This window comes from Pseudomonas sp. (assembly GCF_030684895.1).
GTDB lineage: Bacteria > Pseudomonadota > Gammaproteobacteria > Pseudomonadales > Pseudomonadaceae > Aquipseudomonas.
The window spans coordinates 49730-63405 of record NZ_JAUXXP010000011.1; the positions used below are offsets into that span (position 1 = coordinate 49730).

General features: G+C 61.2%; 11 protein-coding genes. 7 read left to right on the forward strand and 4 right to left on the reverse strand.

The features are described 5' to 3' along the window. The first annotated feature begins 29 nt into the window (after positions 1 to 29). The 3 genes from Q8M42_RS01710 to Q8M42_RS01720 all read left to right on the forward strand — a co-directional run bounded on the left by Q8M42_RS01710 (position 30) and on the right by Q8M42_RS01720 (position 3685). Complete coding sequence (locus tag Q8M42_RS01710; protein WP_304870698.1) at positions 30 to 2780, forward strand: ATP-binding protein; 2751 nt, start codon at positions 30 to 32, stop codon at positions 2778 to 2780. Positions 2781 to 2843: 63 nt separating this feature from the next. Further along, positions 2844 to 3284 (forward strand): hypothetical protein, encoded by a 441-nt coding sequence (locus Q8M42_RS01715; RefSeq protein WP_304870700.1) that lies wholly within the window; start codon positions 2844 to 2846, stop codon positions 3282 to 3284. Continuing rightward, the gene (locus tag Q8M42_RS01720; protein WP_304870702.1) at positions 3281 to 3685 is read left to right on the forward strand and encodes an META domain-containing protein; all 405 of its coding nucleotides are present in this window, start codon (positions 3281 to 3283) and stop codon (positions 3683 to 3685) included. The genes Q8M42_RS01715 and Q8M42_RS01720 overlap by 4 nt, the downstream gene beginning before the upstream one ends. 60 nt (positions 3686 to 3745) lie before the next feature. Here the strand turns inward: Q8M42_RS01720 and Q8M42_RS01725 are convergent, their stop codons facing one another. The 4 genes from Q8M42_RS01725 to Q8M42_RS01740 all read right to left on the reverse strand — a co-directional run bounded on the left by Q8M42_RS01725 (position 3746) and on the right by Q8M42_RS01740 (position 7944). Beyond that, positions 3746 to 4510, reverse strand: a complete 765-nt coding sequence (locus tag Q8M42_RS01725) for an amino acid ABC transporter ATP-binding protein (protein ID WP_269381697.1) — start codon at positions 4508 to 4510, stop codon at positions 3746 to 3748. Between the two features lie 12 nt (positions 4511 to 4522). Continuing rightward, positions 4523 to 5620, reverse strand: a complete 1098-nt coding sequence (locus tag Q8M42_RS01730) for an amino acid ABC transporter permease (protein WP_304870706.1) — start codon at positions 5618 to 5620, stop codon at positions 4523 to 4525. A 9-nt stretch (positions 5621 to 5629) separates the two neighbouring features. Then, complete coding sequence (locus tag Q8M42_RS01735; RefSeq protein WP_304870708.1) at positions 5630 to 6814, reverse strand: amino acid ABC transporter permease; 1185 nt, start codon at positions 6812 to 6814, stop codon at positions 5630 to 5632. Between the two features lie 101 nt (positions 6815 to 6915). Then, a complete protein-coding gene (locus tag Q8M42_RS01740; protein ID WP_304870710.1) occupies positions 6916 to 7944 on the reverse strand; it encodes an amino acid ABC transporter substrate-binding protein in 1029 nt (342 codons plus the stop codon). A gap of 478 nt (positions 7945 to 8422) precedes the next feature. Here Q8M42_RS01740 and Q8M42_RS01745 point away from each other — a divergent pair, with 478 nt between their 5' ends. The 4 genes from Q8M42_RS01745 to Q8M42_RS01760 all read left to right on the forward strand — a co-directional run bounded on the left by Q8M42_RS01745 (position 8423) and on the right by Q8M42_RS01760 (position 13632). After that, on the forward strand, positions 8423 to 9082 hold the full coding sequence (locus Q8M42_RS01745) for an alpha/beta hydrolase (protein ID WP_304870712.1): 660 nt from the start codon (positions 8423 to 8425) through the stop codon (positions 9080 to 9082). Positions 9083 to 9104: 22 nt separating this feature from the next. After that, positions 9105 to 11006, forward strand: a complete 1902-nt coding sequence (locus Q8M42_RS01750; protein ID WP_304870714.1) for an acyl-CoA synthetase — start codon at positions 9105 to 9107, stop codon at positions 11004 to 11006. 197 nt (positions 11007 to 11203) lie between these two features. Then, positions 11204 to 12142: a GGDEF domain-containing protein gene (locus Q8M42_RS01755; protein WP_304870716.1), complete on the forward strand. Its 939-nt coding sequence runs from the start codon at positions 11204 to 11206 to the stop codon at positions 12140 to 12142. A gap of 326 nt (positions 12143 to 12468) precedes the next feature. After that, positions 12469 to 13632 (forward strand): dipeptidase, encoded by a 1164-nt coding sequence (locus Q8M42_RS01760; protein WP_304870718.1) that lies wholly within the window; start codon positions 12469 to 12471, stop codon positions 13630 to 13632. The last annotated feature ends 44 nt before the right edge of the window (positions 13633 to 13676 follow it).

Genomic DNA, 13676 nt, shown 5'->3' on the forward strand with positions numbered 1-13676 from the left:
CTGCACCTGGTCAATACAGGAGGCAGCGCGTGATAAAGGATTTAGGCATCAAAGGCCGTGTGCTCATGCTCACCCTGCTGCCCACCAGCCTGTTGGCGCTGGTGTTGGGCGGCTATTTCACCTGGGTGCAGTTGTCCGGTTTGCAGGGGCAGCTGTTGCAGCGCGGACAGATGATCATCGAACAGCTCGCGCCGCTGGCCGCACCGGCGCTGCATGCCGGCGACAGCGAGGTGCTGCAGCGCATTGCCAGCCAGGCACTCGATCAGCCGGATGTGCGCGCGGTGAGTTTCCTCGGTTCCGAACGCAATACCCTTGCCCACGCGGGCCCCAGCATGCTCAACCCCTCGCCGGCGACAGGCGAGCAGCAACCCGCGCAGAACAGCAACCAGAACGCCACGCGCTTTCTGTTGCCGGTGTATCAGCAGCACCTGAGCCTGACCGGCAAAACCACTGCAGAGCCAGGCACCCAGCTGCTCGGCTGGGTCGAGCTGGAGCTGTCGCACCACAGCACCCTGCTCAGCGGCTACCGCAGCCTGCTGGCCAGCCTGCTGTTAATCGCCACCGGGCTGATGGTCACTGCCCTGCTCGCCGTGCGCATGAGCCGCACCATCAACGACCCGCTACGGCAGATTAAACAGAGCGTCGCCCAGCTCAAGGACGGCCACCTGGAAACCCGCCTGCCGCCACTCGGCAGCCATGAGCTGGATGAGCTGGCCTCGGGCATCAATCGCATGGCCGAATCGCTGCAGAACGCCCAGGAAGAACTGCAACACAGCGTCGACCAGGCCACCGAAGACGTGCGGCAGAACCTGGAAACCATCGAAATCCAGAACATCGAGCTCGACCTGGCGCGTAAAGAAGCGTTGGAAGCCAGCCGGATCAAATCCGAATTCCTCGCCAATATGAGCCACGAGATCCGCACCCCGCTCAACGGCATCCTCGGCTTCACCAACCTGCTGCAGAAAAGCGAGCTGACCCCGCGCCAGCAGGATTACCTGGGCACCATCGAAAAATCCGCCGACAGCCTGCTGGCGATCATCAACGAGATTCTCGATTTCTCGAAGATCGAAGCCGGCAAGCTGGTGCTGGAAAACATCCCGTTCAACCTGCGCGACCTGCTGCAGGACACCCTGACCATCCTTGCCCCCGCCGCCCACGCCAAACAGCTGGAACTGCTCAGCCTGGTGTACCGCGACACGCCGCTATCGCTGATCGGCGACCCGCTGCGACTGAAGCAGGTGCTGACCAACCTGGTGAGCAACGCGATCAAGTTCACCCGCGCCGGCACCATCGTGATTCGCGCCATGCTCGAAGACGAAAGCGCCGACCGTGCGCAGCTGCGCATCAGCGTGCAGGACACAGGCATCGGCCTGTCTGATGAAGACCTGCGCGAGCTGTTCCAGGCCTTCAGCCAGGCCGACAACTCTCTCAGTCGTCAGGCAGGCGGCACCGGCCTGGGCCTGGTGATTTCCAAGCGCCTGATCGAGCAGATGGGCGGTGAAATCGGCGTCGACAGCACCCCCGAGGAAGGCTCGGAATTCTGGATCACCCTGAGCCTGCCCAAGGCCCGCGACGATGCTGAAGACCTGCCGCGGCCACCGCTGCTCGGCCGCCAGGCTGCCGCCCTGGAACACCATGACCTGGCCCGCCAGGCCTTGCAGCACCAGTTGGAAGACTGTGGCCTGCTAGTCAGCGGCTTCGACAACCTCGACAGCCTGCTCGCCAGCGTGGCCGAAGCGCGGCATAGCGCTCAACCGTTTGAGCTGGCCATACTCGGCGTCAGCACCCAGACCCTGCCACCGGAGCGCCTCGATCAGCGCATCTGGGAACTTGAGCGGCTGGCCTGCAAGACTCTGCTGTTGTGCCCCACTACCGAACAATCGCTGTACCACAGCCTGCTGCCGGATGCGTACAGCCAACTGCAAGCCAAGCCGGCCTGTACGCGCAAACTGCAACGGGGCCTGGCCGAGCTGGTCAGCCCAAGACAGAGCCGCAGCGAAAACCAACAAAGCGCACCGAGCAGGCCGCCACTGATTCTCTGCGTCGACGACAACCCGGCCAACCTGCTGCTGGTGCAAACCCTGCTGGACGACATGGGCGCGCAGGTGAGCATCGCCAACAGCGGCTATGAGGCCGTGGAAAAAGCCGCCGAGCAGACGTTCGACCTGATCTTTATGGATGTACAGATGCCCGGCATGGACGGCCGCCAGGCCACCGAAGCGATTCGCCAACAGGAAAATGAGCGCAGCCAGGGCCCAGTGCCGATTGTCGCACTGACCGCCCACGCCCTCGCCAACGAGAAACGCGCCCTGCTGCAAAGCGGCCTGGACGACTACCTGACCAAGCCGATCAGCGAACGCCAACTGGCCCAGGTGGTGCTCAAGTGGACCGGCCTGGCCCTGCGCAACCAAAGCAGCGAACACACCGGCATCAGCGCCACGCACAACAACCTCAGCGTGCTGGACGCCGATGAAGGCCTGCGTTTGGCCGCCGGCAAGGCGGACCTGGCCGCCGACATGCTGAGCATGCTGCTGGCCGGCCTGCCGGGTGATCGTCAAGCCATCCGCCAGGCGCGCGACAGTGGCGAACGCAACAGCCTGATCGAGCGCGTGCACCGCCTGCACGGCGCCACCCGTTACTGCGGCGTGCCGCAGCTGCGCGCCGCCTGCCAGCGCAGCGAAACCCTGCTGAAACAGAATGATCCGGCCGCCCAACAAGCCCTGGATGAGCTGGATGCGGCCATCGACCGGCTGGCCCGCGAGGCTGAAGTCAGCGCCTGAAGCAGCAGGCCAACGCAGCCAATGGCGGCTGCGTGTTAGCATTTGCGCCTATTTGGAGGCTCCATGGCTGAACACGACTTTCGCTACAACCTGCTCAACCCCGAGCACACCCTGATTGAATGCCGCGCACTGGCACCGGGCCGTTACCAGGTCACTGGCAATGGCGGCTCGATCCAGAGCGGCGACACCCTGCTGGTGACCCTCAAGGGCAGCCGTGAGCTGTCCATGCGCCTGCAGGCTGACAAGGTTCGCCACCTGATCAACCCGCGCGGCCAGTGGGTGGCCGTGGCCACCGGCCCGGCGTTCAAGGAGCTGGCTATCTTCAATTGGCAGGCCAACTGCGACAGCTGCAATGCGCAGCTGGATTTTGAGTTCGCCGTCGACGCCGCCCTCGGCAAAAAGGCCCAGGCACCCGCCGCCGAAGCACGGATTAAGGAACTGGGCTGGCAGTCGAAAAACGCCAAGCACCTGTGCCCGACATGCATCACCAAGGAGGCTATATGAAACGCGTACTGACTATCAGCCTGCTGGCTGCCGGCCTCGTGGGCTGCGCCACATCCGCACCGCAGCTGGAAACCGAGCACAGCTACCAGGTGGAATGGATCGGCGAACGTCCGCTGATCGACCGCAGCCACCTGACCATCACCCTCGGTGACGACGGCCGCGCCTATGGCAACGCCGGCTGCAACCACTGGTTTGCCAGTTACACCTTGGCTGGCGACACGCTCAGCTTCAGCGCCGCCGGTAGCACCCGCAAGATGTGCGCACCGGCGCTGATGGAGCAGGAAGCGCGCTTTCTCGACAGCCTGAGCAAGGTACAACGCTGGGACTTCTCGCCCACCGAGCAACTGCGCCTGTGGCCTGCGCAGGGCAAGCCGCTGCGGCTGTGGCCAGAAGGCAAGTAAGCGTTTCAGCTGCAACAAAAAAGGGAGCTCGAAAGCTCCCTTTTGCGTTGCGGCTGAAACTCAGTGAATGATCTGACTGAGGAACAGCTTGGTGCGTTCGTTCTGTGGGTTGGTGAAGAAGGCGTTGGGCTCGTTCTGCTCAACGATCTCGCCTTTGTCCATAAAGATCACCCGGTTCGCCACGGTGCGAGCAAAGCCCATTTCGTGGGTTACGCAGAGCATGGTCATGCCGTCTTCAGCCAGGCCGATCATAGTATCCAGCACTTCCTTGACCATTTCCGGATCGAGGGCCGAGGTCGGCTCGTCGAACAGCATGATCTTAGGCTTCATGCACAGCGCACGGGCAATCGCCACACGCTGCTGCTGACCACCGGAAAGCTGACCCGGGAACTTGTTGGCCTGCTCCGGAATGCGCACGCGCTCAAGAAAGTGCATGGCAATTTCTTCCGCCTGACGCTTGGGCATCTTGCGCACCCACATCGGCGCCAAGGTGCAGTTTTGCAGCACGGTCAGGTGCGGAAACAAGTTGAAGTGCTGGAACACCATACCCACTTCGCGACGCACCGCTTCGATGTGCTTGAGGTCGTGGGTCAGCTCGGTGCCATCGACCACGATGCGCCCCTGCTGGTGCTCTTCCAGGCGGTTAAGGCAGCGAATAGTGGTCGACTTGCCGGAGCCGGACGGCCCACACAAGACGATACGCTCACCGGCCTGCACATTCAGGTTGATGTCTTTGAGCACATGGAACTGACCGTACCATTTGTGCACGCCCTGCATCTGGATCATGCCGTCAGCAGGCGCAGGCTGTTTGTTTGCTTCACTCATATGGGTTAGCTCCTAACGCTTGTGGCCGGTGTCCAGCTTGCGCTCCAGATGTTGGGAGTAGCGGGACATACCAAAACAGAAAATCCAGAAAATCAGCGCGGCGAACACATAGCCTTCAGTGGCCATGCCCAGCCAAGCCGGATCGGTGGTGGCTTGCTTGATGCTGTTGAGCAGGTCGAACAGGCCGATGATGATCACCAGGCTGGTGTCCTTGAACAGCGCAATAAAGGTGTTGACGATGCCGGGAATAACCAGCTTCAGGGCTTGCGGCAGAATCACCAGGCCCATCATCCGCCAGTAGCCCAGACCCATGGCCGCAGCGGCCTCGTACTGACCCTTGGGAATCGCCTGCAGACCACCACGCACCACTTCGGCGATATAGGCCGACTGGAACAGAATCACCCCGATCAGCGCACGCATCAGCTTGTCGAAGGACAGGCCCTCGGGCAGGAACAGCGGCAGCATTACCGAGGACATAAACAGCACGGTGATCAACGGCACCCCGCGCCAGAACTCGATAAAGGTCACGCAGATCACGCGGATCGCCGGCATGTCCGAGCGTCGCCCCAGCGCCAGCAGAATGCCCAGCGGCAAGGCGCCAGCAATACCGACAGCGGCGATCACCAGGGTCAGCATCAGGCCGCCCCACTGACTGGTCGACACGGTCGACAGGCCGAAGAAGCCACCGTGCAGCAGCCAGTACGCCAGCACCGGGTAAACCACCAGGAAAGCCAGGCCATACATGGCCTTGCGCGGCATTTGCGGCACGAACAGCGGTGCAGCACCGATGATCGCCAGCCACAGGGTCAGGTCAACGCGCCAGCGCAGCTCGCTCGGGTAGAAGCCGTACATAAACTGGCCGAAGCGCTGCTGCACAAACACCCAGCAGGCCCCGCCGCTGGTGCAGTCGGCACGGGTGGTGCCGGTCCAGTCCGCATCGATCAAGGCCCACTGAATCAGCGGCGGCACAATCAGCCACACCAGGTACGCGGCGAACAGCGTCAACAGGGTGTTGAACCAGCTGGAGAACAGGTTGGCGCGCAGCCAACCGACCACACCAACGCTGAGCGCGGGTGGCGGTAGATCAGGTTTGAAGGTATGAGTTTGCATGGCTGCTCCTTACCGCTCGATCAGCGCAATGCGCTTGTTGTACCAGTTCATCAGCATGGAAATGCTGATACTGATCGCCAGGTACACACTCATGGTGATGGCAATCACCTCGATCGCTTGCCCGGTCTGATTGAGTACCGTACCGGCGAACAGCGAGACCATGTCCGGATAACCGATACCGGCGGCCAGCGAGGAGTTCTTCGCCAGGTTGAGGTATTGGCTGGTCAACGGCGGAATGATCACCCGCAGTGCCTGTGGAATGATCACCAGACGCAGGGTCTTGCCGGCCGGCAGGCCCAGGGAGCGCGCGGCCTCGGTCTGCCCGTGGCTGACGGCCATGATCCCGGAACGTACGTTCTCGGCAATAAAGGCTGCGGTGTAGATGGTCAACGCCAGAGTCAGCGCCATCAGCTCGGGGATCAGCACCCAGCCGCCACGGAAGTTGAAGCCGGTCAGCTCCGGCACACTCCACTGCAGCGGGTTGCCGCCCAGCAGAATCGCCAGGCCAGGCAGGACCAGCAACAGCGGCACAGCACCGAGAGATACCGGGAAGTACTTGCCGGTGGCCTCGAAACGCGCCCGCGACCAGCGCGTCAGCAACACCACGCCAATGATCGCCACAATCACCGCACCGGCAAACAGGCTGAAGTTGTCCCCCGGGCTCGGTGCCGGCATGTACAGGCCACGGCTGTTGAGGAAGAACGTCTCGCCAACGCCCATGCTCTGCCGCGGCCCTGGCAGGGAGAGCATGACGGCGAAGTACCAGAAGAAGATTTGCAGCAGCGGCGGGATATTACGGAACGTCTCGATGTACACGGTGGCCAGCTTGCTGACCAACCAATTCGGCGACAGACGCGCCACACCCAGCAGGAAACCCAACAGCGTCGCCAGGACGATACCAATCACCGACACCAGCAAGGTGTTGAGCAGGCCCACCACGAAAACACGCCCATAGGTGTTGCTTTCGTTGTAGTCGATCAGGTGCTGGGCAATGCCGAAACCGGCGCTGTTATTGAGAAAGGAAAACCCGGAAGTAATCCCGCGCTTCTCCAGGTTGGTCTGGGTGTTGTCAAACAGAAACCAACCGAGCGCCACAACGGCGACAACGGCAAGAATTTGAAATAGCCAGGCACGCACCTTGGGGTCGGTCCAAACCGATCCACCAGGGCGCGGGACATTTGCAGTGGTTTGCATAGGAGCCCTCTTGGAACCCTCATGCCCGCATCAGCGGGCATGAGGTTCACATCAATCAGAACAATGCCAGCCACTCAGGACGAGCGGCTGGCAGCGGACGGTCAGCGCACCGGCGGTGCGTACTGCAGACCACCCTTGTTCCACAGGGCGTTGAGGCCACGTTCGATCTTCAGCTCGCTGCCGACACCGACGTTGCGCTCGAAGCTTTCGCCGTAGTTACCCACTTGCTTGACGATCTGTACGGCCCAGTCTTTCGGCAGTTTCAGATCTTTACCGAATTCACCTTCAGCACCGAGCAGACGTGCTACGTCGGGGTTCTTGGTGGATTTAGCTTGCTCTTCGACGTTGGCTGAGGTGATGCCCAGCTCTTCAGCGTTGACCATCGCGTACAGCGACCAGCGCACGATGTCGAACCACTCTTCATCACCCTGGCGTACGACCGGGCCCAGCGGCTCTTTCGAGATCACTTCCGGCAGTACTACGTAAGACTCCGGATCGGCCAGTTTGATGCGCTGTGCGTACAGCTGCGACTGGTCGGAGGTCAGCACGTCGCAACGGCCGGCTTCAACCGATTTGGCGCTCTCGTCGGAGGTGTCGTAGGTGATTGGGGTGTACTTCAGGCCGTTGGCGCGGAAGTAGTCGGAGAGGTTCAGCTCGGTGGTAGTACCTGCCTGGATGCAGACGGTTGCGCCGTCGAGTTCTTTAGCGCTGGAAACGCCGAGTTTCTTGTTAACCAGGAAGCCTTGACCGTCGTAGTAGTTGACGCCGGCAAAGTTCAGACCCAGGCCCGAATCGCGCGAGCTGGTCCAGGTGGTGTTTCGCGAGAGGATGTCGACTTCGCCAGACTGCAGCGCGGTGAAGCGCTCTTTGGCGGTCAGCGGGCTGTACTTGACCTTGGTAGCGTCACCGAATACTGCAGCAGCCACTGCGCGGCATACGTCAACGTCAAGGCCCATGTAATTGCCTTTCTCATCGGCGTAGGAGAAGCCAGGCAGACCATCGCTGATACCGCACTGTACGAAACCTTTCTTCTGGATCGCGTCCAGAGTAGCGCCTGCTTGAGCAAAACTGCTGACACCGAGAACAGCGGCGGTGGTCAGTACTGCCAATGTGGATTTCACCATCTTCATTAAAACCTCCAGTTGCTTTTGTTGTGTTTGGAGTCTCGGTTCTACCACCGTACCCTTATGGGGCTCGTTGACTGTGTCGGCAGCAACACACTCAACCGGGGATCAAACCTTAGCGCGAGTTTAGTTGCCGATTGCTCCAGCGGCCATAAACTCTCACCCGCCCATTATTTGAATGGGCTAGAGACAGATAGCAAGTGACTTGTCGCACAGCATGCAGCGCCTGGCGAACCTGTGAAACACCGGCAAAGGCATTTCAGTCTGCTCCGCGCCCGGTTTGGTGGCAGTGTTACCACGACCCGGCAACGTCATCAGTCCCTAGGGTGTATAGCAAGGCCCGTACCAGCGCCGCGCTTTGAGCACCATACGGACAGGTCAAGAGCAAAACTTGCACCCTGGCGACATCTTCTTTCTAGAATCGCCACCCCCTAAATTTTCCTGCGCACTAAATCAGCGCGCACGCACCACAGCGGAGCCTCAGATGAGCGAACCCTTGATTCTTCAGCCCACACTTGCCGCAGACTCGTGCGTCATTTGGTTGCACGGCCTGGGTGCCGATCGCTACGACTTTATGCCGGTTGCTGAGATGCTGCAGAAGCGTCTGCACAGCACCCGCTTCGTGCTGCCGCAAGCGCCGACCCAGGCGGTAACCATCAACGGCGGCTACGCCATGCCCAGCTGGTACGACATTCTGGCCATGAGCCCGGCACGGGCGATCAACCGTGAACAGCTGGAAACCTCGGCGCAACAGGTGATCGCACTGATCGAAGCGCAGCGCGACAGCGGCATTGATCCGGCGCGCATTGTTCTCGCTGGTTTCTCTCAGGGCGGCGCAGTGGTGCTGCACACCGCCTTCCTGCGCTGGCAGTTCGCCCTCGGTGGGGTAATCGCCCTGTCGACCTATGCGCCAACCTTCAGCGACGACGTCAGCCTCGTAGATACAAAAAAACAACTGCCGGTCCTGTGTTTGCATGGCACATTCGACGACATAGTTCTGCCGGCCATGGGCCGCGCAGCCCATGACTACCTGATTGCCTCCGGCGTCAACGTGCAATGGCGTGATTACCCGATGGGCCACGAAGTGGTGAATGAGGAAATCCGCGACATCGCCGACTGGCTGGAGCAACGGTTGACCCGTTGACTGTCTGCGAGCGAGAACACCTATGCCTGCCATCCCTGCGATCAAGACCCTGAGTGATATCCAGCTGATCGAGCAAACCCCACTGGCCGAGCGCGACCTGCCGGCCAGCACCTATGAGCTGATCCGCCGCAGCGCAGCGCGGCAAGCGGATGCACCGGCACTCTCGTTTATCCTCCAAGGCACCGCTGATGAGGCGGCTTACCGCCTCAGTTATAGGCAACTGCTGGGCAAGATCACCCAGACTGCCAACGCTTTCCACCGCTTGGGCCTGCGCCCGGGCAAGGCGGTGTCGTTTCTATTACCCAACCTGCCGCACACCCACTTCACCATCTGGGGCGGCGAAGCGGCCGGGATCGTCAATGCGATCAACCCGCTGCTCGACCCGGAACATATCGCCGAGCTGATCCAGGCGTCGGACTCCGAGCTGCTGGTCACCCTCGCCCCCTTCCCCGGCACCGACCTGTGGGCCAAGGTCGAAGGCCTGCGCGCGCAACTGCCGGCGCTCAAAGCAATTATCTGCGTGGATATGGCCAACCTGCTGCCGGAGCCGCAGCGCAGCGCTATTAAGGCGCAGCGCGGGCCTTTGCCGGACGGCGTGCTGGATTTCGACGAGCTGATCGCCAGCTGCCCGGATGATCACCTGGAGAGTGGCCGCGTGATCGCGCCCGACGACATTGCCAGCTACTTCCACACCGGCGGCACCACCGGCACACCGAAGCTGGCGCCGCACAGCCACGGCAACGAAGTGGCCATGGCTTACAGCATGAATCTGGTCACCGGCTTTGCGCCGGGCGACGTCACCCTCTGCGGCCTGCCGCTGTTTCACGTCAACGGCGTGATCGTCACCGGCCTCACCGCCTTTATCGGCGGCGCCGAAGTCCTGCTGGCGACGCCGCAGGGTTATCGCAACCCCAACCTGATTGGCAATTTCTGGAAAATCATCGAGCGCCACAAGGTCAGTTTCTTCAGCGGCGTACCGACCATCTATGCCGGCCTGCTGCAGGTGCCGAGTGAAGGCCATGACCTCAGCTCACTGAAATACGCACTGTGCGGCGCCGCACCGATGCCGGTGGAGCTGATTCGCCAGTTCGAAAGCAAGACCGGGCTGACCCTGATCGAAGGCTACGGCCTCACCGAAGGCACCTGCGGCAGCTGCGCCAACCCGCCTGCTGGCGAGCGACGCCCCGGCTCCATCGGCCTGCCGATGCCCTATTGTGAAGTGAGCATCAAAGTGCTCGACGAGCAAGGTAACTATCTAAGAGAGGCAGGCCGCAATGAAATCGGCAACCTGTGCATCCGTGGCGCCACGGTGTTCAGGGGTTACCTGCAAACCAGCAAGAACGCCGGCATCTGGATCGACGGCGACTGGTTCAATACCGGCGACTTGGGGCGCGTAGATGCCGACGGCTACATCTGGCTGACCGGACGCAGCAAGGACCTGATCATCCGTGGCGGCCACAATATCGACCCGCAGATGATCGAAGAAGCGCTGCACAAGCACCCGGCCGTGGCCATGGCCGCAGCGGTCGGCAAGCCCGACGAAAAGGCTGGCGAACTGCCGGTGGTCTACGTGCAGCTCAAACCCGGCGCCCAGGTTAGCGAAGCCGACCTGCTGGCTCATGCTGCTGAGCACATCCCCGAGCGCGCGGCGATCCCCAAGGATGCCTGGATTATCGACGCCATCCCGCTGACCGCCGTGGGTAAAACTTTCAAACCGGCGCTGCGCTTCGACGCCATTGCGCGCGTCTACCAGGCGGCACTGGCGGAGCTGGATGCACGTCTGCGCGTGGAAGTGCTCAGCGATGACAAGCGCGGCCAGGTCGCCCACATCTATTTGCCAGCAAATCAGGCAGCGCTGGCTGACGCGGTGAGCCAACGCCTGGCCGGTTTTGCCGTCGCCATAGAACTGCACCCCGCCGAGTAAGCAAGTGCCGGCGCAAGGATCGCGCCAGATTTGTGACCAACCATTCAACTTCAATACCACTGGTCGCCCGTGCGTCTGACAAGGATTGTCAGGCCACAGGCAGCGGAATATGTTCAGGCATGGTGTTCGCCCTTAATGCAGGGAGCGTTAGCGATGCCCAATATTGCCAATCCACAACCGTCACACCTGCCGATCCAATGAAAAACGCCAAATGGCAGGCTGACCTGCAGCAACTTCGCCACCTGCGACTGTTCAACAACGTCGCCGCCAGCAGCATCAGCCAGCTGCTCAAGGAATTTCGCGCCTGTGATCTGGAAGCCGGTGAAGTACTGCTGTCACCCTTTAACCGTAACCAGTACCTCTATCTGCTGCTCAAGGGCCAACTCAAGGTCTACCTCGGCTCGCTCGACAGCCAGGCCGTCAGCACCCTGAGCGTCGGCGACTGCGCTGGCGAAATCAGCTTTATCGACAATGAACACCCCTCTGCCTACGTGGTGGCGACCGAGGCCTGCAGCGTTTTGCGCCTGCACCGCGAATCGCTGTTCAACCTGTTCCAGCAATCGCCAGAACTGATGCAAAACATGCTCGAGCTGCTCTGCGATCGCGTACGCAAAGGCAACCGGATCATCCTCGACAGCGAACAGACCGCCAATATCGACGCCCTCACCGGCGCCTATAACCGCCGCTGGCTGGAACATATCTTCGAGCGCGAAAGCACCCGCAGCGCCTTCAATGGCAAACCGCTGTGCATGCTGATGCTGGATGTCGACCACTTCAAAGCCTACAACGACCAGCATGGCCACCTCGCTGGCGACTATGCCCTGTGCCTGGTAGCGCACACTTTGCGCAACCAGCTGCGCCCCAAGGACAGCCTGACCCGCTACGGCGGCGAAGAGTTCGTCATCCTACTGCCGGAAATCGCCATCGATGAGGCGCGCAGCATCGGCGAGCGGCTACGCCTGGCGCTACGCACTGTCAGCTCATTCCACTCACCGATTGGCGTGCTGCCAGGGGTGACTGTGTCGATTGGTCTGGCACAAATGCAGCCCAAGGACAGCCTGCAAGGCGTGATCGCCCGCGCCGACAGCGCGCTGTATCAGGCCAAACAGCAAGGCCGTGACTGCCTCTGCGGCTGACCCCTACGATCTGCTGCGCGTCGGCCCTGCTGCGTTAAAAACAGGCTCAGCAAGCCACTTGTGGCTAACGCGCTTCAGCGCGACCCGAAGGGCGAGTTAAACGAGTAATGCTCATGTACAACAGTACACTCGCGTGCGAGCCCAATCCGCTTCCTCGCCGCTTTGACCAGCCGGAGGCTGTTACTAACGTAGCGCCTTGCAGGACTCTAGCTCGCGAGATCGTAAACAAAGGTTAAAGCACCGTACTGCAGTCCACTCAATCACATTTCTTACTCACTCTTGCTAGAGTGCTGCGCATAACAACAACGCCCGGATGGCACTTTCATATGCGCAAAATTCTGATCACCCTGCTGATAATCCTGTTGATCGCTGCAGGCAGTGTGTTTGCCCTGCCCTCCTTGCTTGACCGCAAGATGAACAGCGTCGAATCCCCCGCGCCCTATCCCGCCAGCGAGCCGGCCAAGCAGCTGCATCAACAGCTGTTTATTGCCGACCTGCATGACGACGTACTGCTGTGGGAGCGCGACCTGCTCAAGCGCTATGACTTTGGCCACTCCGACCTGCCGCGCATGCTCGAAGGCCGTGTCGGCCTGCAGGTGTTCTCCACCGTGACCAAGACGCCGCGCGGCATCAACTACGAGCGCAACAGCGGCGAGACTGACAACATCACCCTGCTGGCCATGGCCCAGCGCTGGCCCAAGGAAACCTGGGGCAGCCTGCTGCAACGCGCCCTCTATCAGGCGCACAAGCTCAATGAGGCCAGTGCCAACAGCGACGGCCGCCTGGTGCTGATCAAAACCCGCAGCGATCTGGTCAACTTTGTCAGCGCCTGGAAGAAAGATCCGCAGCGTGTTGCGGCAATTCTCGCCACCGAAGGCTTACAGCCGATCGAAGGCAAACTTGAAAACGTCGACACACTCTATAACGCAGGCTTTCGCATCACCGGCCTGACCCACTTCTTCGATAATGAAATTGGCGGCTCCGCCCACGGTTTGGAAAAAGGCGGCCTGACCCCGCTGGGTCGGCAAGTGATCAAGCGCCTGGAAGAAAAAGCCATGCTGATCGACCTGGCTCACGCCTCGCGCCCGCTGATCGATGATGTACTGGCCATCAGCACCCGCCCGGTATTGGTCTCCCATACAGGCGTGGAAGGCACCTGCAAAGGCCCGCGCAACCTCAGCGACCAACACCTGAAAGCCATCGCGGCTACCGGCGGAGTAATCGGTATCGGTTACTGGGATGCTGCCGTCTGCGCCACCTCGGTCGAGACCATCGTCAAGGCAATGCGCTATACCGCCGGCTTGATTGGCGTGCAGCACGTGGCGCTGGGCTCGGACTTCAACGGCACCATCCATGCACCGTTTGACGTCACCGGCCTGCCGCAACTGACCGAAGGCCTGCTCAAGGCGGGTTTCAGCCACGCGGACATTGCCGCGATCATGGGCGGCAACGTGCAGCGCCTGCTGCTTGCCAGCCTTCCCGAAAATTGAGTAAAAACCAGCCAATCGCCGTCATCCGGCGCGGCACTTCGCCG

Coding starts and splice junctions, on each gene's coding strand:
- Q8M42_RS01715 (WP_304870700.1), top strand. CDS start 2,844: ATGGCTGAACACGACTTTCGCTACAACCTGCTCAACCCCGAGCACACC.
- Q8M42_RS01720 (WP_304870702.1), top strand. CDS start 3,281: ATGAAACGCGTACTGACTATCAGCCTGCTGGCTGCCGGCCTCGTGGGC.
- Q8M42_RS01725 (WP_269381697.1), bottom strand. CDS start 4,510: ATGAGTGAAGCAAACAAACAGCCTGCGCCTGCTGACGGCATGATCCAG.
- Q8M42_RS01730 (WP_304870706.1), bottom strand. CDS start 5,620: ATGCAAACTCATACCTTCAAACCTGATCTACCGCCACCCGCGCTCAGC.
- Q8M42_RS01735 (WP_304870708.1), bottom strand. CDS start 6,814: ATGCAAACCACTGCAAATGTCCCGCGCCCTGGTGGATCGGTTTGGACC.
- Q8M42_RS01740 (WP_304870710.1), bottom strand. CDS start 7,944: ATGAAGATGGTGAAATCCACATTGGCAGTACTGACCACCGCCGCTGTT.
- Q8M42_RS01745 (WP_304870712.1), top strand. CDS start 8,423: ATGAGCGAACCCTTGATTCTTCAGCCCACACTTGCCGCAGACTCGTGC.
- Q8M42_RS01750 (WP_304870714.1), top strand. CDS start 9,105: ATGCCTGCCATCCCTGCGATCAAGACCCTGAGTGATATCCAGCTGATC.
- Q8M42_RS01755 (WP_304870716.1), top strand. CDS start 11,204: ATGAAAAACGCCAAATGGCAGGCTGACCTGCAGCAACTTCGCCACCTG.
- Q8M42_RS01760 (WP_304870718.1), top strand. CDS start 12,469: ATGCGCAAAATTCTGATCACCCTGCTGATAATCCTGTTGATCGCTGCA.